This window comes from Ruegeria sp. THAF57, from assembly GCF_903914075.1.
GTDB lineage: Bacteria > Pseudomonadota > Alphaproteobacteria > Rhodobacterales > Rhodobacteraceae > Ruegeria.
On the sequence record NZ_CAIWNQ010000003.1, the window covers coordinates 658,593 to 676,712 of the forward strand.

20 protein-coding genes and 1 tRNA gene are annotated in these 18,120 nt (G+C 58.1%); 9 read left to right on the forward strand and 12 right to left on the reverse strand.

Features of this window, described 5'->3' with window-relative positions:
* The 3 genes from RUESEDTHA_RS11115 to RUESEDTHA_RS11125 form a co-directional block, all read right to left on the reverse strand.
* The gene (locus tag RUESEDTHA_RS11115; RefSeq protein WP_180886801.1) at window positions 1-1,365 is read right to left on the reverse strand and encodes a DUF2927 domain-containing protein; all 1,365 of its coding nucleotides are present in this window, start codon (window positions 1,363-1,365) and stop codon (window positions 1-3) included.
* Window positions 1,362-1,811, reverse strand: coding sequence for a GNAT family N-acetyltransferase (locus tag RUESEDTHA_RS11120; RefSeq protein WP_180886802.1), 450 nt, complete (start codon window positions 1,809-1,811; stop codon window positions 1,362-1,364). The genes RUESEDTHA_RS11115 and RUESEDTHA_RS11120 overlap by 4 nt, the downstream gene beginning before the upstream one ends.
* A gap of 117 nt (window positions 1,812-1,928) precedes the next feature.
* Window positions 1,929-2,774 (reverse strand): MoxR family ATPase, encoded by an 846-nt coding sequence (locus tag RUESEDTHA_RS11125; RefSeq protein WP_180886803.1) that lies wholly within the window; start codon window positions 2,772-2,774, stop codon window positions 1,929-1,931.
* A 373-nt stretch (window positions 2,775-3,147) separates the two neighbouring features.
* Between RUESEDTHA_RS11125 and dksA the strand changes: the two genes are divergently transcribed.
* A complete protein-coding gene (gene dksA / locus RUESEDTHA_RS11130; RefSeq protein ID WP_180886805.1) occupies window positions 3,148-3,570 on the forward strand; it encodes an RNA polymerase-binding protein DksA in 423 nt (140 codons plus the stop codon).
* Between the two features lie 70 nt (window positions 3,571-3,640).
* Window positions 3,641-4,792 carry an FAD-dependent monooxygenase gene (locus tag RUESEDTHA_RS11135; RefSeq protein WP_180886806.1) on the forward strand — a complete coding sequence of 384 codons (1,152 nt, stop codon included), beginning with the start codon at window positions 3,641-3,643 and terminating at the stop codon, window positions 4,790-4,792.
* A 4-nt stretch (window positions 4,793-4,796) separates the two neighbouring features.
* Here the strand turns inward: RUESEDTHA_RS11135 and xth are convergent, their stop codons facing one another.
* Together xth and RUESEDTHA_RS11145 are read right to left on the reverse strand one after the other, a co-directional pair.
* Window positions 4,797-5,576 carry an exodeoxyribonuclease III gene (gene xth / locus RUESEDTHA_RS11140; RefSeq protein ID WP_180886808.1) on the reverse strand — a complete coding sequence of 260 codons (780 nt, stop codon included), beginning with the start codon at window positions 5,574-5,576 and terminating at the stop codon, window positions 4,797-4,799.
* 281 nt (window positions 5,577-5,857) lie between these two features.
* On the reverse strand, window positions 5,858-6,181 hold the full coding sequence (locus tag RUESEDTHA_RS11145) for an iron-sulfur cluster assembly accessory protein (protein ID WP_180886810.1): 324 nt from the start codon (window positions 6,179-6,181) through the stop codon (window positions 5,858-5,860).
* Window positions 6,182-6,257: 76 nt separating this feature from the next.
* On the opposite strand from RUESEDTHA_RS11145, the gene RUESEDTHA_RS11150 reads away from it, so the two are divergent.
* On the forward strand, window positions 6,258-7,430 hold the full coding sequence (locus RUESEDTHA_RS11150) for a deoxyguanosinetriphosphate triphosphohydrolase (RefSeq protein WP_180886811.1): 1,173 nt from the start codon (window positions 6,258-6,260) through the stop codon (window positions 7,428-7,430).
* Here the strand turns inward: RUESEDTHA_RS11150 and RUESEDTHA_RS11155 are convergent.
* Complete coding sequence (locus RUESEDTHA_RS11155; RefSeq protein WP_180886813.1) at window positions 7,412-7,963, reverse strand: hypothetical protein; 552 nt, start codon at window positions 7,961-7,963, stop codon at window positions 7,412-7,414. The genes RUESEDTHA_RS11150 and RUESEDTHA_RS11155 overlap by 19 nt on opposite strands.
* Before the next feature lie 132 nt (window positions 7,964-8,095).
* On the opposite strand from RUESEDTHA_RS11155, the gene argS reads away from it, so the two are divergent.
* The 6 genes from argS (at window position 8,096) to RUESEDTHA_RS11185 (ending at window position 13,726) form a co-directional block, all read left to right on the forward strand.
* Window positions 8,096-9,841, forward strand: coding sequence for an arginine--tRNA ligase (argS, locus tag RUESEDTHA_RS11160; protein WP_180886815.1), 1,746 nt, complete (start codon window positions 8,096-8,098; stop codon window positions 9,839-9,841).
* A gap of 88 nt (window positions 9,842-9,929) precedes the next feature.
* Window positions 9,930-10,994, forward strand: coding sequence for an SPOR domain-containing protein (locus RUESEDTHA_RS11165; RefSeq protein WP_180886817.1), 1,065 nt, complete (start codon window positions 9,930-9,932; stop codon window positions 10,992-10,994).
* Window positions 10,991-11,998, forward strand: a complete 1,008-nt coding sequence (nagZ, locus tag RUESEDTHA_RS11170; protein ID WP_180886818.1) for a beta-N-acetylhexosaminidase — start codon at window positions 10,991-10,993, stop codon at window positions 11,996-11,998. Before RUESEDTHA_RS11165 ends, nagZ begins: the two co-directional genes overlap by 4 nt.
* Window positions 11,988-12,782: a ScpA family protein gene (locus RUESEDTHA_RS11175; protein WP_171126585.1), complete on the forward strand. Its 795-nt coding sequence runs from the start codon at window positions 11,988-11,990 to the stop codon at window positions 12,780-12,782. Before nagZ ends, RUESEDTHA_RS11175 begins: the two co-directional genes overlap by 11 nt.
* Window positions 12,775-13,431, forward strand: a complete 657-nt coding sequence (scpB, locus tag RUESEDTHA_RS11180; RefSeq protein WP_171122275.1) for an SMC-Scp complex subunit ScpB — start codon at window positions 12,775-12,777, stop codon at window positions 13,429-13,431. The genes RUESEDTHA_RS11175 and scpB overlap by 8 nt, the downstream gene beginning before the upstream one ends.
* Window positions 13,432-13,495: 64 nt before the next feature.
* The gene (locus RUESEDTHA_RS11185) at window positions 13,496-13,726 is read left to right on the forward strand and encodes a hypothetical protein (protein WP_180886820.1); all 231 of its coding nucleotides are present in this window, start codon (window positions 13,496-13,498) and stop codon (window positions 13,724-13,726) included.
* Here RUESEDTHA_RS11185 and RUESEDTHA_RS11190 read toward each other — a convergent pair.
* From RUESEDTHA_RS11190 to plsX, 6 genes are all read right to left on the reverse strand, one after another.
* Entirely contained in the window at window positions 13,723-14,802 is a 1,080-nt protein-coding gene (locus RUESEDTHA_RS11190; protein ID WP_180886822.1) for a 2'-deoxycytidine 5'-triphosphate deaminase, read from the reverse strand. The genes RUESEDTHA_RS11185 and RUESEDTHA_RS11190 overlap by 4 nt on opposite strands.
* A gap of 61 nt (window positions 14,803-14,863) precedes the next feature.
* Window positions 14,864-14,940 (reverse strand) — tRNA-Pro (locus RUESEDTHA_RS11195).
* 61 nt (window positions 14,941-15,001) lie between these two features.
* A complete protein-coding gene (locus RUESEDTHA_RS11200; protein ID WP_180886824.1) occupies window positions 15,002-15,616 on the reverse strand; it encodes a MerR family transcriptional regulator in 615 nt (204 codons plus the stop codon).
* A gap of 18 nt (window positions 15,617-15,634) precedes the next feature.
* A complete protein-coding gene (ihfA, locus tag RUESEDTHA_RS11205; protein WP_008755922.1) occupies window positions 15,635-15,937 on the reverse strand; it encodes an integration host factor subunit alpha in 303 nt (100 codons plus the stop codon).
* Window positions 15,938-16,033: 96 nt separating this feature from the next.
* A complete protein-coding gene (locus RUESEDTHA_RS11210; protein WP_180886826.1) occupies window positions 16,034-17,005 on the reverse strand; it encodes a beta-ketoacyl-ACP synthase III in 972 nt (323 codons plus the stop codon).
* A 21-nt stretch (window positions 17,006-17,026) separates the two neighbouring features.
* The gene (gene plsX / locus RUESEDTHA_RS11215; RefSeq protein WP_180886827.1) at window positions 17,027-18,115 is read right to left on the reverse strand and encodes a phosphate acyltransferase PlsX; all 1,089 of its coding nucleotides are present in this window, start codon (window positions 18,113-18,115) and stop codon (window positions 17,027-17,029) included.
* Window positions 18,116-18,120: the final 5 nt, after the last annotated feature.

Sequence of the window (18,120 nt, forward strand, 5' to 3'; positions counted from 1 at the left end):
TTACCCGCCTTTGTTGTTTGCAGGGGCTTCGGCAACGTCTTGCACCAGCGACCTGACCACGATTTCTGAGCCGAAGCCGTAGCGCGCCCACCCCAGACTGTCCAGCCTGACGGAACGTGCCTGCGTAAGCCGCCCGCTCTGACTGAGCGCTTCTGACTTCAGCAGCAACAAAGTGGCCAGTTGCGATGCATTCTCGGCGCGTGTCATCACGTCGATTGCCTTGTCCAACTCGGGCAGAACCTCGGATCCCTTCCCCTGCGCCAGCGCGTAAGAGGCGGTTTGGGTTGTGACATAGGCGCGATGCACCTCGGTGCCCGGGCTTGCCCGGAGAAACTGCAGGGCAACGTCATAGTGCAGCAAAGCCTGCTGCGGATCGTCGAATTGCACCATGCGTCCCATCAGGTAATAGGGAAAGGCGCGGCGGTGGTCCGTCCATCCCTGTTCCTGACCTATCAGGGCAGCTTTTTGCGCGGCGCGAAAGCGTTTGCGCGATCCGGGCCCCGGACCGACGGATTTTTGAATGGCGTTGACCCACTCGCGCGGGGTTTCAGTGATGGGTTGCGGTTGGATCGAGTCCCCGCGCGGGTTCAGCCGCGACAGGATGCCGGGGATGGCGGCCTCGACCTGTTCGCGCGTCATGCCACTTTGCAGTTCGGGAGCATAAGTTGCGCGCAGGATCAGCATGTCGAACCCGGTCAGTACGGTGTGGATGTTGTCGTCGTTAAAGACGGAATCCGGCAGGTGATACAGGTCGTTTAGCGGCCCCAGCGCCTGCGCGATCTCTTCATGCAGGCAGTCCCGTTTTTCTTGCGGGCTGACGTCGTATGGTATGAAAATTCCTATCCGTTCCCGGTTGCGCAAGGCGGTCCAACTGCTTTTCCGTTTGCGGCGATCGCGGCTGTATTCTTCAAAGCTGGAAGAGTTGGGGACAACGAAGCAGGCCGCGTTCGGCAGAATATCGTGGATCTGGTCCTGGCTGACAGCCTCGACCGTGATGTTGGCCTGACCCTCTGAAATCTGGCGGATGTCGATTTTGGCTTCGCGTTGCAGACGGGACAGAAGCCGGGTCAGATCACGCTGCATGGACGGGGTTGGTGTGCCCGTCAAACGCAGGGTTACCGGTCCTTCGAACCGCGTCAACACGGGCAGCGGGGTGCCGCTTTCCAACGCGAAATGCAGGTTGATGAAGTCCGACGCGATATTGGTGTTCGACCGCGATGGGGGAGTGGGGTAAGACGCCGTGAAGGCCTTGACAGGCGGCAGGATTTCTTCAACCGCGTTCACACGTGTCGGCGGTTGGGGCGGGGGAACCGCAGTACACCCGGACAGGGCCAGCCCAAAAAGGATTACCGCCCATCGCATCATGGGCGTTGATACCGGATAAAGGGCGTTTCCTTGCCGATACGGTCATACAGCTTGCGCGCCGTATGGTTGAACTCCTGTGTCAGCCAGTAAACGGTCGGAGCGCCCTGCCTGTCGGCCGCGTCATAAACGGCCTGAATCAGCGCCCGCCCAACACCCGTGCCGCGCGCCTCTGGCCGGGCAAAAAGGTCCTGCAGATAGCATACGCTTTCCACTTTCCACGCGTGGCGGTGAAAAAGGTAGTGGGTTAGGCCCAACAGGTGGCCGTCTTTTTCGGCGACGAAACAGGAAAAATCGTGCGGATCATCCGCCAACAGACGCGCAAAGGTGCTGTCGTAAATCTCGGCTGAAACAGTTGTTTCATAGAAAGCCAGATAGTCGTGCCACATCTCTTGCCATGCCGGGCGATCTTCGGGCCGCAATGCGCGAATTGTAAGAGTATCAGGCAAGCAACATGTCCTATTCGTAACGTGAGCAAACGCCCGGACCGACCCGGACGCCTATGCGCTGATGCTGACACCCGACCTTCTATAAGGCAAGCGCCGATCAGCGGAACTGTATATGACTCAGCGTTTGCTGCGGGCCATGAACGCCAGACGTTCGAACAAATGCACGTCCTGCTCATTTTTCAGCAGCGCGCCGTGCAGCTTGGGCAGAGCGTTGGCACCGTCACGTTTGAGGTCCTCGGCCGTCAGATCCTCGGCCAGAAGCAGCTTGAGCCAGTCCAGCACCTCGGAGGTCGACGGCTTTTTCTTCAGCCCCTGCGTTTCACGGATTTCGTAGAACTGTGTCAGGGCGGTGGTCAGCAGCCCGTCTTTGATACCGGGATGGTGAACTTCGACGATACGGCGCATCGTGGTTTCATCGGGGAACCGGATGTAGTGGAAGAAACAGCGGCGCAGGAACGCGTCGGGCAGTTCCTTTTCGTTGTTCGAGGTGATGATCACGATGGGGCGGTTCTTGGCCCGGATCGTTTCGCCAGTCTCGTAGACGTGGAACTCCATCTTGTCGAGTTCCTGCAGCAGGTCGTTGGGAAATTCGATATCGGCCTTGTCGATTTCATCAATCAGCAGCACGACCTTTTCGTCGGCTTCAAATGCCTGCCACAGTTTGCCCTTGCGGATATAGTTGGACACTTCGTGAACCCGCTCGTCACCCAACTGGCTGTCGCGCAGACGGCTAACCGCGTCGTATTCGTACAGACCCTGCTGCGCGCGCGTGGTCGATTTAACGTTCCACTCGATCATCTTCAGGCCCAACGCCCCGGCGACTTGTTTGGCCAATTCAGTCTTGCCTGTGCCCGGCTCGCCCTTGACCAGCAGCGGACGTTCCAGCGTTACAGCGGCATTCACCGCTATCGTTAGGTCGTCAGTGGCAACATATTCTGCTGTTCCTTGGAATCGTGCGGTCATCGGCCCCTCATCAAGTGTCGCGCGGTAATTGCAACATGGGGTTATCGCGGCACAGGAATTTTGACAAGGCAGGTCGCAGCGTCGCGTGCCGCCAAATTTCTAAGCAACTTAAATGCTTGGCACGATTCGGTGCCTTTCAGGTCGCAGAATATTTTTAACTTACGCCACGAAATCGCCCGGTGAGTTTCATAGAAAAACAACGTTTTGTTGTTTTATGTCTCATATTTAGACGACACAGGATCACACGGTGCCGGCGACACGTTTGCATAGTGACAATCCTTGCGCCGTCAGATAAACGCTCCGCAGAAGGGAATGCCTCATGTCTGGTGAAGAGAGAGCACTCGGCGTTGCAGGCCACACCGAGGGAGCAAAAATGAAGCAGGAAGTATTTCTGCCCGAAGATTATCGTCCAGCCGAAGACGAACCATTTATGAACGACAAGCAACTGGAGTACTTTCGCCGTAAGTTGCAGGACTGGAAAAGCGAACTTTTGGCAGGCAGCCGTGATACCATTGAGGGGCTGCAAGACAACACCCGAAACATCCCTGATGTTGCCGACCGCGCAAGCGAGGAAACCGACCGCGCGCTGGAGCTGCGTACCCGTGACCGTCAGCGCAAGCTGGTTGCCAAGATCGACTCGGCCCTGCGCCGGATTGACGAAGGCGAGTATGGCTATTGTGAAATGACCGGTGATCCGATCTCGTTGAAGCGTCTGGATGCGCGTCCGATTGCAACAATGACGCTGGAAGCGCAGGAGCGTCATGAGCGCCGCGAGAAAGTCCACCGCGACGATTGATCGCTGAAGAATTCAAAAATCTCAGACGCCGGGGCCTGTCGCTCCGGCGTTTTTGCGTTAAGCGTTGAACATGAATATTGACGGTCTCAGTTTTGTTGTGATCGGCGGCGGAATAGGCGGCCTGGCCAGTGCATTGGCGCTGCGGCAGCGCGGGGCAGATGTCACGGTGCTTGAGCAGGCACCAGCGCTGACAGAGGTCGGCGCGGGACTTCAGATCAGCGCCAATGGCGTGGCCGTTCTGCGTGCCCTGGGTGTTGCAGGCAAATCGCTGGACATCGGGCAGTTGTCGCAAGGCACAACCCTTAGGGACTATCGAAAAGGCCGCGTGATCAGTCACCTTCCGGGCCCGGCATCCGGTCCAACTTACTATTTTCATCGCGCCGATCTTCTGGACATTCTACACAGCGAAGCCGTGCATGCTGGCGTGCGGATAAGATTGGGCGCTCGGGTTTCGAGCGCCACAAAGCACCCGGCCGAGGCCGAGGTCGTACTGAACGATGGCGAGCAACTGCGATGCGAGTGCGCTATAGCAAGTGATGGAGGGCGCAGTATTCTCCGCCCGATCCTGAACGGGGCCGAAATACCGCAATTCACCGGTCAGGTCGCTTGGCGCGCAACGATCCCGTGGTCCCCTCGAGGCGACGTTCCGCGCGCGTCTTTGACGATGGGGCCGGGGCGTCACGTGGTGACCTATCCATTGCGGGATCAGTCCCTGATGAACATCGTTGCAGTCGAAGAGCGGTCAGACTGGCAGCAGGAAGGGTGGCGGCTGCAAGGCGACCCAGAAGACTTGCGTGCGCGTTTTTCGGATTTTGGGGGCGGCGTGCGCGATATTTTTGCGAAGGTTACAGAAGCCCATCAGTGGGCCTTGTTTCTGCGCCCTGTTGCCGAAAATTGGCAAAACGGACGTCTGGCTCTTTTGGGCGACGCTGCGCATCCAACGCTGCCTTTCATGGCACAAGGAGCGTGTCTGGCGTTAGAGGATGCCTGGATATTAGCCCGGTCATTCGATGAACAATCCGGCGTGTCGCAGGCGCTGCAGGCCTATGAGACTCAACGCCGGCCCAGAGCGCGCAAGGTTGTCGCGGCAGCCGGTTCCAACGCTCGAAACTTTCATTTGCGAGGACCGATGCGGTTGGCCGCGCAATTGGCGTTGAAGGTTGCGGGTCCAAATCTGGCCCGCAAATATGAATGGATTTACAGCTACGACGCGACCAGCTAACCCTTCAGAGGTCGAGTTCTACCCACACCGGAACGTGGTCAGATGGTTTCTCGTGCCCACGAATGTCCGAGTCGATTCGGCAATCCCGCATCAGATCGGCTGCTTGGGGTGTCACTAGAAAATGGTCGATGCGTATTCCGTCATTCCGGTTCCACGCGCCTGCCTGATAATCCCAAAATGAATAATGTCCTGGGCCTTGAGTTCGCGCACGGAACGCCTCGGTAAATCCAAGATTCAGGATCTTTCGAAATGCCTCACGGCTTTCGGGGCGAAACAGGGCATCCTCATGCCAGGCTTCGGGACGTGCTGCGTCCTCAGCTTGCGGAATAATATTGTAATCACCTGCCATCAACGCGGGTTCCTCACTGGCAATCAGTTCTTGCGCCCGGTGGTAAAGGCGTTCCATCCAAGCCAGTTTATAATCGTATTTTGGCCCGGGGGCAGGGTTTCCATTCGGCAGGTACAGCCCACAGATACGTAACGCTTTCTTCCCAACAACCGTGGCCTCGATCCAACGGGCCTGCTCATCAGTTTCATCACCGGGCAATCCGCGGGTCACATCTTCCAGAGGGAATTTGGATAGGACCGCAACGCCATTAAAGCTTTTCTGGCCGTGGGTTTCGACGTTGTAACCGCGCTCCTCGAACATTTCGCGCGGGAAGTTTTCGTCAACAGACTTGATTTCTTGCAGCAGCACAACGTCTGGCTGAGCGTCGTCCAACCAGCGTGGAAGAGCTTCGGCCCGCGCCTTTATGCCGTTGATGTTGAACGTGGCGATTTTCATACGCGATCCTCCGAAGCCATTGGCAACCTATTGCGCAGAATGAACCCGTCGGCAAGTCGGAGGGCGAGGGATGCGAGGCTCTGCCTCGCGCTCCGGGACATTTTTAGCCAGATGAAGATTCGGATCGTTAACCAATTTCTGCGATTAATGCCGTGCGGAACAGGCGGGGACGCCGATGGCCGCGCCAGGTGAAGCTCTCCGGCGGTAAGGTCGGAGAGCGGACCCCTTGTTCATCTGGCTAAAATATCCTGGGGGTGTGGGGGCAAAGCCCCCACCGGCGATTACATCGAAAAAGACGTACCACAGCCACACGATGAAGTGGCGTTGGGATTGTCGATTACAAACCGCGCGCCGATCAGTTCTTGGGTGAAATCTATGACGGCGTTTTCCAGAAACGGCAGAGAAACAGCATCAACGATGACCTTTTGGCCTTTGCCTTCAAGGATGAGGTCGTCATCCTTCGGCTCATCGAGTGCGATCTCGTATTGGAACCCAGAGCAGCCGCCGCCTTCCACGGCGACGCGCAAAGCTTGTCCTTGATCGGCGGCGCCGATTTCGGCCAGACGCTCAAAGGCGCGTTCAGTGACTGTTGGGGGCAGATTCATGCCGCACTCCAAAGGTTTATTTCTCGCTTACTCTACCATATAGAAAACGCAATGGCAGGCGACAAGGACAAGACCTTTGGAAAGAGCAGGTTTTGCATCTGACCCAGCGCGCGCTCGCGGGCGTCTGGTGCCAGAGGAAGAGAGCAGTTTTCGGTCATGCTTTCAACGGGATCGGGACAGGATCATTCATGCCAGTGCGTTTCGGCGGCTTAAACACAAAACGCAGGTTTTCGTTGAGCATGAAGGGGATAGCTATCGCACGCGATTGACGCATTCCATTGAAGTCGCGCAGGTGGCACGGACCATTGCCGGGGCTTTGGCTTTGAACCCCGAACTGACCGAGGCAGTGGCTTTGGCCCATGATCTGGGTCACACTCCGTTTGGGCACACGGGTGAGGACGCATTGCACGCGATCATGCAGCCCTACGGCGGGTTTGACCACAATGCACAGGCCATTCGTATCGTCACCAAACTGGAACGGCATTATGCCGAGTTCGACGGTTGTAACCTGACATGGGAGACGTTGGAGGGGATCGCAAAGCATAACGGCCCTGTACTTGGCGCGCTGCCCTGGGCTTTGGCCGAATGCAATGAAGCGTTCGATCTGGAACTGCACACCCACGCCAGCGCCGAGGCTCAGGTAGCCGCCCTTTCGGACGACATCGCCTATAACAACCATGACCTGTTGGATGGCCTGCGCGCGGACTTGTTCCTTGATGAAGACATACAACGCCTGCCAATCGTGGGTGAGTGTTATGCCGAGGTCGATCGCAAATACCCAACGCTTGATCCCTACCGGCGCAGGCATGAGGCTTTGCGGCGTGTGTTTGGCGTAATGGTGTCGGACGTCATCGACACCTCTGCGATGCTGATCGCCGAATCCGGGGCGCAGTCCGTGGAAGAAATTCGCGATCTGGGCCGCCCGGTTGTCCGGTTCTCGGACGGGCTATGGGCGCAGTTGAGAGAAATCCGGGCGTTTTTGTTCACCCGAATGTATCGCGCGCCCTCGGTGATGGAGGTGCGGGCCGAAGTCAGCCGGATTGTAGAAGAGCTGTTCCCGATCTACATGAACGACCCCAAGCAGATGCCCACACGATGGCATGCAGATATCGAGGCTGCGGTTGATGAGACTGCTCTGGCGCGGATCGTGTCAGACTATATCTCAGGCATGACGGACCGGTTTGCGATTCAGGATCATGCACGGCTGACGGGTAAACCTTTGACTGCGGGTCACTCAACCCCGATGTAAGCCAATGCCCAGACCTGTTGGCTAGTTTGTTCCTCGGCAACGTCTTCGTTCTCTGTTGGAGGGAACACGATCATGGTGGGGCCGTATCCGCCAATGCCCATAGGTGCGCCATCGGCGTGGGTAGCCAATATGGGTTGGTAAGTCGAAATGCTGTCCCACGGGATTTCCGCCTGATAACCGTCCATCGCCATGGGGCGTGCGGTTTTGCCCTCGGCCCCAGCCATTGCCATGACGTCCGACAACAGAGGGCCACTGAAGGTATAGTCGCGCTGATGTTCGGGTGGACCGTAAGGGATGGTGATCTCGATCTGAGGCATGCTGTCCAACAAGGCGGCATCAAAGCCTGCCGCCCCATCATGGGTCACTTCAAGAAACCCAAGAAGGCCGCCGTCGTTTTCGCCCCGGGCGGGCAGGTTTGTTTCACTTGCTGCGCCGCCCAGTGTCACCAGCACATGACCTTGCGGGGCAGGCATCTCGGCCAGGGCGGGCAGGGCGGTGGACAGAAGTAGGGTCAGGGGCAAAGCAAGGCGCATGAATGGACTCCGTTTGGGCGTTTCGGGCCGACTGTAGCGAGGATTGCACCTAAACCAAGTTCAAACTTTAGGCATCCATTGACCTTGCCGTGTTGCGTGATAAACCGCCGGGCAAGCAAAAGGACATCCGAAATGAACCTGTTTTCCGAGATCCGCGGCCTTGTGTTGGACGCGCTGGCGCAGATGCAGTCCGAAGGTGCTCTGCCCAAGGGGTTGAGCTTTGACAACGTGGCGGTCGAACCTCCGCGTGATGCGGCGCATGGCGATATGGCCACGAACGCGGCGATGGTGCTGGCGAAACCGGCCAAGATGAAGCCGCGCGACATTGCCGAGGTGTTGGCCGGGAAACTGGCAGCCGACGATCGGATCACCAGTGCCGAGGTGGCCGGGCCGGGTTTCCTGAACTTGCGGCTTGCCTCTTCGGTTTGGCAGGGCGTGCTGGCTTCTGTACTCGAAAAGGGCATTGACTATGGCCGCTCGACCATGGGGGCCGGGCAGAAGGTGAACGTGGAATATGTCTCGGCCAACCCGACCGGCCCGCTGCACGTGGGTCATACGCGGGGTGCGGTGTTCGGCGATGCCTTGGCGAGTTTGCTGGCCTATTCCGGCCACGACGTGACACGTGAATATTACATCAACGACGGTGGCGCACAGGTGGATGTGCTGGCGCGTTCGGCCTATGAACGCTATCGCGAGGCCAATGGCCTGAGCCCCGAGATTGCCGAGGGGCTGTATCCTGGCGACTATCTGATCCCGATCGGTGAGGCGCTGAAAGAGAAATACGGCGACAGCCTGGTCGACAAGCCCGAAAGCGAATGGCTGGAAGAACTACGCAACTTTGCCACAGATGCGATGATGGACCTGATCCGCGCAGATCTGAAGGCGCTGGGCGTTGAGATGGATGTGTTCTTTTCGGAAAAGTCGCTCTATGGCACGGGCCGGATTGAATCTGCACTGCAGTCCTTGACGGACAAGGGCCTGATCTATGAAGGCGTGCTGGAGCCGCCCAAGGGCAAAAAGCCCGAGGATTGGGAACCGCGCGAGCAGACCCTGTTCAAATCGACTGAACATGGGGACGACGTCGACCGGCCGGTCAAGAAATCGGACGGCAGTTGGACCTATTTCGCGCCCGATATCGCCTATCACTACGACAAAGTGAGCCGTGGGTTTGACGCGCTGATCGACGTGTTTGGGGCGGATCACGGCGGCTATGTCAAACGGATGAAAGCGGCCGTTTCGGCCTTGTCCGATGGCAAGGTGCCGCTGGATATCAAGCTTACGCAGTTAGTGAAGCTGTGGAAGAATGGCGAGCCGTTCAAGATGTCCAAACGGGCAGGGAACTTTGTCACCCTGCGCGATGTGGTCGATCAGGTTGGGCCGGACGTGACCCGGTTCGTCATGCTGACCCGTAAGAACGACGCGCCTTTGGATTTCGATTTCGACAAGGTGCTGGAACAGAGCCGTGAGAACCCGGTGTTCTACGTGCAATATGCCCATGCCCGCGTCATGAGCGTTCTGCGTCGCGCGGCTGAGGCCGAGATTGACGCCGATGATACCGCCCTTGCAGGTGCGGACCTGAGCAAGATTGATCATGCTTCGGAATTGACTGTTGCCAAGAAGCTGGCCGAATGGCCACGTCTGGTCGAAATTGCCGCGCGAACCAATGAACCGCACCGCGTTGCCTTCTATCTGTATGAATTAGCTGGGGATTTTCACGCTTTGTGGAACAAGGGTAACGACGAAACCCAGCTCCGGTTCATTCAGGATGGCGATGTTGACACAAGTCAGTCAAAAATCGCACTCGCCCGGTCCGTTTCTGTTGTGATTTCAGCGGGCTTGGGTATTCTTGGCGTTACTCCGGCGCAGGAGATGCGGTAACAAATATCGCCCGAACCGCCGGTACGAGGTAGGCAAGAAATGACCCGCGCGCCTTATTTTTTGGCGCGAAACGGGCAGTGAGGCGGACATGGCGAATTACGATTACTCGGGGCAAATGCGCCCCGAGCAGATGCATTACACGAATCAACCGCATCCTCAGGATGGGTCCGAATATTTCGATGACATGCTGGAATATGAAGCGGCACCGCACACAGCGGGGTTGGGGCGTATCGTAAATACGCTGGGCGCAGTCGCGTCGCTGGCTTTGGTCGCGGGTATCGGCATCTGGGGTTACAAGCTTGTAATGCGGGACGTGAGTGGTGTGCCCGTTGTGCGCGCTCTGGAAGGGCCGATGAGGATTCAGCCTGAGAACCCCGGCGGAACTCCGGCGGATCATCAGGGATTGGCCGTCAATGCTGTTGCTGCGGTTGGAACGGCTGCGCCGCCTGCGGATCGACTGATCCTTGCTCCGCGCCCGGTTTCGCTTGCTGATGAAGACACACCGGTCGAAGCGTTGAAGCCGACCAAAGCCGTGCATCTGGTTGAGGAAGAGATTTCTGACCAGGAAGCTGCCCAAATGCGTCAAAGCGCGGTGGACGCGCTGGTTGCAGAACTTGCGGATGAAAATACCGCAACTGACACCCCGGTAGAGCAGGGCGTGCAACTGGCATCGCTGGTTACCCCGGAAGAAGAGCCCGCGATTGACCCCGCCGATCTGGCGGCTCAGCTACCTGACCCGGAATTGGCGGCCTTGCCCGGCGTCCGGCGTTCGCTGCGCCCGATTACGCGCCCGGCGCGGACGATACCGGCGGCGATTACACCGAACGGTACAACCGAGAACGCAATCAACGCAGCCGTCAAAGCGGCGGTTGGTCTGGATGTGGACCCTGACGCGCTGTCAAAGGGAACACGTCTTGCCCAACTTGGCGCATATGAAAGTTCTGATGTGGCCCGCACCGAATGGGATCGTCTGAATGGCCGATTTGGCGAGTATATGGACGGAAAACAGCGCGTTATCCAAAAAACCTCAAGCGGTGGGCGCACCTTTTACCGGCTTCGTGTATTGGGGTTCGATGACCTGAACGACTCGCGTCAATTCTGCGCGGCACTTCAGGCGGAAGGCGCTGACTGCATCCCGGTTGCCGCCCGTTGACGTTAGGCGCTGCAATCACTGACGCCGAGGGCCTTCGCCTGTCGGATGACGAAAAAAGCCTGTTCCGCGATATGAACCCGTTTGGGTTCATTTTGTTTGCCCGCAATATCGACACGGCTGATCAGGTACGCGCCCTCTGTGACGACTTCCGAGAGGCGGTGGGCCGTAATTGTCCTATTACCATTGATCAGGAAGGTGGCCGCGTGCAGCGCCTGCGGAGCCCAATCGCCCGCGAATGGATGCCGCCACTGGATCACACCACACGTTCTGGCGAAAAGGCCGAGCGTGCAATGTATCTGCGGTATCGGCTGATCGCGCAGGAATTGTTCGAACTGGGAATCGACAGCAACTGTGCCCCTATGGTCGATCTGGCACGCGAGGATACTCATCCTTTCCTGCAAAACCGCTGCTATGGTTCCGATCCGGATCAGGTTTCTAGAATTGGGCGCGCCGTCGCCAAAGGGCATTTTGATGGTGGTGTGCTTCCCGTGATCAAGCATATGCCCGGCCATGGTCTTTCAACCATGGACAGCCATCATGATCTGCCCCACGTGGATTTGCCTTTGGATGAGTTGGACCGCGACGACTTTGCCCCGTTCCGCGCTTTGAACGACCTGCCGATGGGTATGACCGCTCATTTGGTATATGATCAGATTGATCCCCAGCCAGCGACGATTTCATCCGTGATGATCCAACTGATCCGCGACCGAATTGGCTTTGACGGGCTGATCATGACCGACGACATCTCGATGAAAGCTCTGAGCGGCGCGCCAGAGGATATCGCGCGTCAGGCACTCTACGCAGGGTGCGACGTCGTTCTGCATTGCAACGGATCGTTCGACGCCCGGGCACGCGTGTTGAAAGCCGCCGGTGACATGACCGACCGGGCACAATCACGCGCGGAAAAGGCGCTGTCGATGCGGCAGAAGCCAGCGGAACTTGACATCCCTGCGGCTGAGGCTGAACTATCTGCCCTAATGGGCGGGCAGGTGTATGAACGATAACCTTTTCAGCGAAGACCCGGTCTCGGTCGCGGATCGCCTTGCGGCCGAAGCCCTGATCGTTGATGTCGACGGGTTTGAAGGCCCGTTGGATGTCTTGCTGACCCTGTCGCGGACGCAAAAGGTAGACCTGCGTAAGATCTCGGTTCTGGCTCTCGCGCAGCAGTATTTGGCCTTTGTCGAAAAGGCGCGCGCCCTTCGGATCGAGCTGGCGGCGGACTATCTGGTCATGGCCGCGTGGCTGGCCTTTCTGAAGTCCCGCCTTTTACTGCCACCCGACCCGGATGACGAAGGACCGTCGGGCGAGGAACTGGCCGCCCATCTGGCTTTCCAACTGGAACGCCTGCAAGCGATGCGCGACGCCGCCGCCCGCCTTATGGCGCGGGACCAACTGGGGCGCGATTTTTTCAAACGTGGGCAGGGCGAGGATATCACGCGCATCCGCACCGTGACCTACTCGGCCACGCTGTTGGATCTGATGCAGGGTTATGCCCGCATTCGCACCCGGGATGAGTTCCGCCCCTTTGTCATGGACCGCGATGCCGTCTTTACGATGGAGCAGGCGCTGGAACGGATGCGCCCGTTGATCGGTTTTGCCGGGACATGGACGGATATGGAAACCTACCTGCCCGATGGCTGGGATGCCGATCCAGTGCGCCGACGCTCGGCCACGGCTGCGACTTTTGCGGCCTCGCTGGAGCTAGTGAAAGAAGGACATATGGAGATCAAGCAGAGCGAGACCTTTGCTCCGATCCACCTGCGTAAAAGGACCGAAACACGTGACTGACGCCCCCGAAGACGAAGGCACCGGCACCCTGTTCGAGGCCCCTCCGCTGGCCGAACAGGAACGTATGGTCGAAGCCGTGCTATTCGCCAGCGCCGAACCCGTGACGATTGCCGATCTCGAGGCTCGGATGCCCCATGGCAGCGATGCAGCGCAAGCTGTTGAACTGCTGCATAAGCGATACGAGGGGCGCGGTGTCCGCGTGGTCCGTGTGGGCGAGGCTTGGGCGATTCGCACCGCGCCCGATTTGGGTTTCCTGATGCAAAAGGAAACGGTCGAGACGCGGAAACTCAGCCGTGCCGCGATCGAGACACTGGCGATTGTCGCGTATCATCAACCCTGTACACGGGCCGAGATTGAGGAAATCCGCGGTGTTTCCGTTTCGCGTGGCACCATTGATCAGTTGCTTGAGATGGAGTGGATCAGGCTGGGCCGTCGCCGCATGACTCCCGGTCGTCCGGTGACCTTTGTTGTGACCCCGCAATTCTTGGACCACTTTGGTTTGGAGAATGCGCGCGATCTGCCAGGTCTCAAGGAATTGCGCGCTGCGGGCCTTCTGGAAAACCGACCGCCGCCGGGTGCAATGCCTTTGGGGGAAGGACAGGATGGCGAAGATGACGAAGATCAGACCGAACTGTTCGAGGAAGAGTGATCGAGCGCCCCTTTTTTCGCAGCGTCAAACGCTTATGTTCGGGCCTATAAGACGGAGTTAAGCAATGAATGCCAATCGACTGATCGACATGATTGTGCGTCAGGTTATGCGCCGCCTCGTCAGTAAGGGTGTGAACAAAGGCTTTGACATGGCAGGTCGTGTGGGGCGCCAATCCGGAAAACAGCCAAACGCCAAAGCTGACCGTCACATGCAGCAGAACGCCAATCGGCAGAAACAGAATATGAAGCAGGCGCAGCGGATGACCCGTCAGATGCGCCGTTTCATGAAGTTCTAGCTGACTGCTTTGAAATGTTTGGACAGTTTCAGGCCCTGTCCCTGATAGTTTGAGGCGATACCCGCGCCATAAAGCTGAGTAGGCATTTCGGCCATTTTCTCATACACCAGCCGTCCGACGACCTGCCCGTGTTCCAACACGAAGGGGGCTTCGTGGCAGCGCACCTCCAAAACACCGCGTGAACCAGCACCACCTGCGGCGGCATGGCCGAAACCGGGGTCGAAGAAACCAGCATAATGTACGCGGAATTCACCAACCATGGCCAGGTAAGGGGCCATTTCCGCAGCGTACATGGGCGGGATATGCACCGCCTCGCGGCTGACCAGAATGTAGAACGCACCGGGATCAAGGATGATGCGGCCATCGGTGGTGCGCACTTCCTCCCAGTATTCCTGCGGATCGTATTCTCCGATCCGGTCAAGGTCGATCACACCAGTATGCGGTTTGGCGCGATAGCCGACCAGATCGGTGTCCGGCAGTTGCAGATCGACTGAAAAGCCCAACCCGTCCTGAATGACTGCAGGCCCATCGACAAGGGGCGAGTCATTGTGCAGTGCAGTCAGTTCCGCGTCGCTCAGCACCGCTTGACCCTCTCGGAAGCGAATCTGGTTCAACCGCATACCCGGCCGCACAAGAACCGAGAACGAGCGGGGGCAGATTTCGGCATACAAGGGGCCAGAATATCCTGCGGGCACCCGGTCAAACTCGGTCCCGCCATCGGTGATGGTGCGGGTCAACAAGTCCAGTCGCCCGGTCGAGCTTTTGGCATTGGCGACTGCGGTTATGCTGTCGGGCAGGGCAAGTGATTCCATCAACGGAACAAGATAAACGCAGCCCTTTTCCAGAACCGCGCCATCGCTGATATCAATCCGGTGCATCTCGAACTCGGCCAGACGGTCGGCGACCGAGCGTCCTTCGCCCGCCAGAAAGGATGCGCGTACGCGGTAAGCCACTGTTCCCAGACGCAAGTCCAGGCTGGCCGGCTGCACCTGCGGGTCGATGATCGCGGGCTTGGCGGTAATCTCACCGCGCGCAATCATGCCTTCGATCTGCTGGTTTGGACATACGCCTGTCATTCCGATCCCCCCTGTTGCCAGAGCGGGATCTGGCCTGTCTGCCATAAACGTCGGTGTGATTTGGTCGGGCTAGCAGGACTCGAACCTGCGACCTTCCGTCCCCCAGACGGACGCGCTACCAGGCTGCGCCATAGCCCGACGTTGGGGTGTTCATAAAGACTTTCCCGGCAGGGGCAAGAGGAAATCATCGCCTTTTTTCTTATCCCGCCGATCGGTTTTCAATTCGATCCAGCACGGCCCGCAGCTCTTTGGCGACAGGTGCGATTTGGCGCAACAGACTGTCGTCGAAATCCGTTCTGTTCCACGCCTGAGTCGCAATGCCCCCCATCAGCGGTGCTTCATCCAGATATTCTGGTTCGGAGTGCTGAGGGGCGTCATTTTGTGGTGTTTCGACGACCGGAGCCGGTTCCGGTTGCGCAGGTTCAGGTGGCTTGGCCGCCTCGAGATCCAGCGTAATCTGCTCTTGGGCAGGGGCTGGCTTGGTTGCAAAGGGAACAACAACGTTATTGTCAGCGATCGGATCGGGTTGTGCCGTTTCGTCCAGACTCTGCGACAGCGAAGCGACATGCGCTATACCTTGTTCCCGAAGGATGCGCTGAACGCCTTTGATGGTAATGCCATCCTCATGCAGCAGTTTCTTGATGCCACCAAGCAGCCGCATGTCATTCGGACGATAGTACCGACGCCCACCTGCGCGCTTTACCGGTTTTACCTGGCTGAAACGACTTTCCCAGAATCGCAACACATGAGCTTGCACGCCCAGCCAATCCGCAACTTCACTGATTGTGCGAAAGGCGTCTGGGGACTTGCTCATGACCCTGCTGTCCTGATCTTATTTACGGTTTCCTGCGGCGACGCGATCCTTCATCAGGTGCGACGGGCGGAAGGTCAGCACGCGGCGCGGCTGAATTGGAACTTCTTCACCGGTTTTGGGGTTGCGGCCGATACGGGCAGTTTTGTCGCGCACACTGAACGTGCCGAACGACGAAATCTTGACCTGCTCACCACGTACAAGCGCGTCGGACATATGGTTTAGAACGCTTTCAACCAGTTGCGCACTTTCGTTGCGTGAAAGGCCAACTTCTCGAAAGACGGCCTCGCTCAGATCCATTCGGGTCAGTGTTTTGTCGCCCATGCCTATTCCCCTATTGATGGTAAAGCATAGGGTCAGGGCAAATTCACTGTCAATATCAATGAATTGCAGTCGTGTGTGTAAGCCGTTTTGTGCCTGTTACCACCGCAGGATGACTGAACCCCATGCCAATCCACCGCCGATTGCCTCGGTCACAAGCAGATCGCCCGGTTTGAACTGACCGCGTTGCTTTGCCACTGACATCGCAAGCGGAATCGAAGCGGCCGAAGTATTGCCGTGGTCCTGAAGCGTGACAACGACATGATCCATCGGAACGCCCAGCTTCTTGGCGGTGCCCTGAATGATGCGGATATTCGCCTGATGAGGGACGATCCAGTCCACATCCTCATGACCTAAACCGGCTTTTTCCAAGCAATTTTCTGCAGTTGACGTCAAACGCTCAACAGCTTGGCGGAACAGTTGGTTACCCTTCATCCGCAGAAAGCCGGTGGTTTGCGTGGAAACACCGCCATCGACATAAAGCAGGTCCTTGTAGCGCCCGTCCGAGTTCAGATCGGTGGCCAGGATGCCTCGGTCGTCCGAGGTTCCGTTGCCTTCCTGACGCTCTAGGATCAGCGCGCCGGCACCGTCGCCAAACAACACGCAGGTCGACCGGTCAGTCCAGTCCATGATGCGCGAAAATGTCTCGGCCCCGATGACCAGCACGCGTTTGGCCTGTTCCGACAGAATCAGGGCATTGGCGTTGGTCAGGGCATAGACAAACCCGGCGCACACGGCCTGAACGTCAAAGGCGAACCCCTTGGTCATGCCCAGCCGGGACTGCACCATGGTGGCCGCAGAAGGAAAGGTCAGATCCGACGTGGAAGTTGCCAGAACGATGGCATCAATGTCGTCAGCCGTCAGGCCAGCATCTGCCAGTGCGGCTTCGGCGGCCTTGGTTGCCATATCCGACGTTGTTTCATCGTCTGCGGCAAAGTGGCGCCGTTCGATACCCGAGCGGGTTCTGATCCACTCATCCGTCGTATCGAGCGTCTTTTCAAACTCGGAATTCGGAACAATGCGCTCTGGCAAATAGTGTCCGACACCAACTACAACTGAACGGCCTGCCATCCTGAGGTACTGCCTTTTTTGTTATTCGCCCGCTTTCGGCGGTGCGTGCGCGGCATCTTGTGCAAGCTCGGCTGTGGATGCAACCCGTGCCGCCAATTTTTCAGCAAAGCCCGATTGGGCTAAGGTGAAGGCCAGTTTTACCGCCGCTGATACCCCTGTCGCGTCAGCGCCGCCATGTGACTTGACCACTGTCCCGTTCAGACCCAGAAAAACTCCGCCATTCACACGGCGCGGGTCGATACGCTTTTTGAGGCGATTCAGCGAGGTGATCGCAAGCACAGAGGCCAGGCGGGACAAAGGAGAGTACTTGAACGCCTCGCGCAACAAGTCACCGATCAGGCTGGCGGTGCCTTCTCCGGTTTTGATAGCGACGTTGCCGGTAAACCCATCGGTTACAACGACATCCGCCTTATCTCCGGGAATGTCACTGCCTTCGACAAAGCCCACAAAGTCAAAGCTGGCCTGATCCGCGAAGTCCGCGATCATCGAATGCGCTTCTTTCAATTCGGCGCGGCCTTTGTGCTCTTCCGTTCCGACGTTGAGCAATCCGATGCGGGGTCTTTCCAGCGCCATGCCGTTGCGGGCATAGGACGCGCCCATCAGCGCGTATTGCAGCAGGTCCTTGGCGTCGGCGCGAACATCTGCGCCGACATCCAGCATCACGTTAAAGCCCTGCGGGTTGCGAGAAGGCCACAGAATCGCAATTGCCGGACGGTTCACGCCCGGCAGTTTGCGAAGCCGCATCATGGATAGGGCCATAAGCGCGCCGGTATTGCCGCAGGACACGGCGCCATGCGCCTCGCCCTGACGGACTGATTCCAGCGTCGACCACATCGAGGTCTGCTTGCCGTTGCGAACAACCTGACTAGGCTTGTCTTCCATCGTGACCACATCGGGGCAATCACGAAAAACGACGCGCCCATTCAGGACACGTCGTTTGGCGACAAGTTTGCGCAGCAGGGCTTCGGGCCCGTGCAGAACGAAGGCAATGTCGGGGTTCTTATTCGCTGATTGCGCGATGCCTGCCACAACCGTGGCAGGCCCCGAATCTCCGCCCATTGCGTCAACCGAAATGGTAATCCGTCCGGCGTGCTTGGGCTTATCTGTCATGCCTT

What these genes read in the sequence shown, in the direction of transcription:
- RUESEDTHA_RS11115 (WP_180886801.1), bottom strand. Translation starts at nt 1,365, where the DNA reads ATGATGCGATGGGCGGTAATCCTTTTTGGGCTGGCCCTGTCCGGGTGT.
- RUESEDTHA_RS11125 (WP_180886803.1), bottom strand. Translation starts at nt 2,774, where the DNA reads ATGACCGCACGATTCCAAGGAACAGCAGAATATGTTGCCACTGACGAC.
- dksA (WP_180886805.1), top strand. Translation starts at nt 3,148, where the DNA reads ATGAAGCAGGAAGTATTTCTGCCCGAAGATTATCGTCCAGCCGAAGAC.
- RUESEDTHA_RS11135 (WP_180886806.1), top strand. Translation starts at nt 3,641, where the DNA reads ATGAATATTGACGGTCTCAGTTTTGTTGTGATCGGCGGCGGAATAGGC.
- xth (WP_180886808.1), bottom strand. Translation starts at nt 5,576, where the DNA reads ATGAAAATCGCCACGTTCAACATCAACGGCATAAAGGCGCGGGCCGAA.
- RUESEDTHA_RS11145 (WP_180886810.1), bottom strand. Translation starts at nt 6,181, where the DNA reads ATGAATCTGCCCCCAACAGTCACTGAACGCGCCTTTGAGCGTCTGGCC.
- RUESEDTHA_RS11155 (WP_180886813.1), bottom strand. Translation starts at nt 7,963, where the DNA reads ATGCGCCTTGCTTTGCCCCTGACCCTACTTCTGTCCACCGCCCTGCCC.
- argS (WP_180886815.1), top strand. Translation starts at nt 8,096, where the DNA reads ATGAACCTGTTTTCCGAGATCCGCGGCCTTGTGTTGGACGCGCTGGCG.
- RUESEDTHA_RS11165 (WP_180886817.1), top strand. Translation starts at nt 9,930, where the DNA reads ATGGCGAATTACGATTACTCGGGGCAAATGCGCCCCGAGCAGATGCAT.
- RUESEDTHA_RS11175 (WP_171126585.1), top strand. Translation starts at nt 11,988, where the DNA reads ATGAACGATAACCTTTTCAGCGAAGACCCGGTCTCGGTCGCGGATCGC.
- RUESEDTHA_RS11185 (WP_180886820.1), top strand. Translation starts at nt 13,496, where the DNA reads ATGAATGCCAATCGACTGATCGACATGATTGTGCGTCAGGTTATGCGC.
- RUESEDTHA_RS11190 (WP_180886822.1), bottom strand. Translation starts at nt 14,802, where the DNA reads ATGACAGGCGTATGTCCAAACCAGCAGATCGAAGGCATGATTGCGCGC.
- RUESEDTHA_RS11200 (WP_180886824.1), bottom strand. Translation starts at nt 15,616, where the DNA reads ATGAGCAAGTCCCCAGACGCCTTTCGCACAATCAGTGAAGTTGCGGAT.
- ihfA (WP_008755922.1), bottom strand. Translation starts at nt 15,937, where the DNA reads ATGGGCGACAAAACACTGACCCGAATGGATCTGAGCGAGGCCGTCTTT.
- RUESEDTHA_RS11210 (WP_180886826.1), bottom strand. Translation starts at nt 17,005, where the DNA reads ATGGCAGGCCGTTCAGTTGTAGTTGGTGTCGGACACTATTTGCCAGAG.
- plsX (WP_180886827.1), bottom strand. Translation starts at nt 18,115, where the DNA reads ATGACAGATAAGCCCAAGCACGCCGGACGGATTACCATTTCGGTTGAC.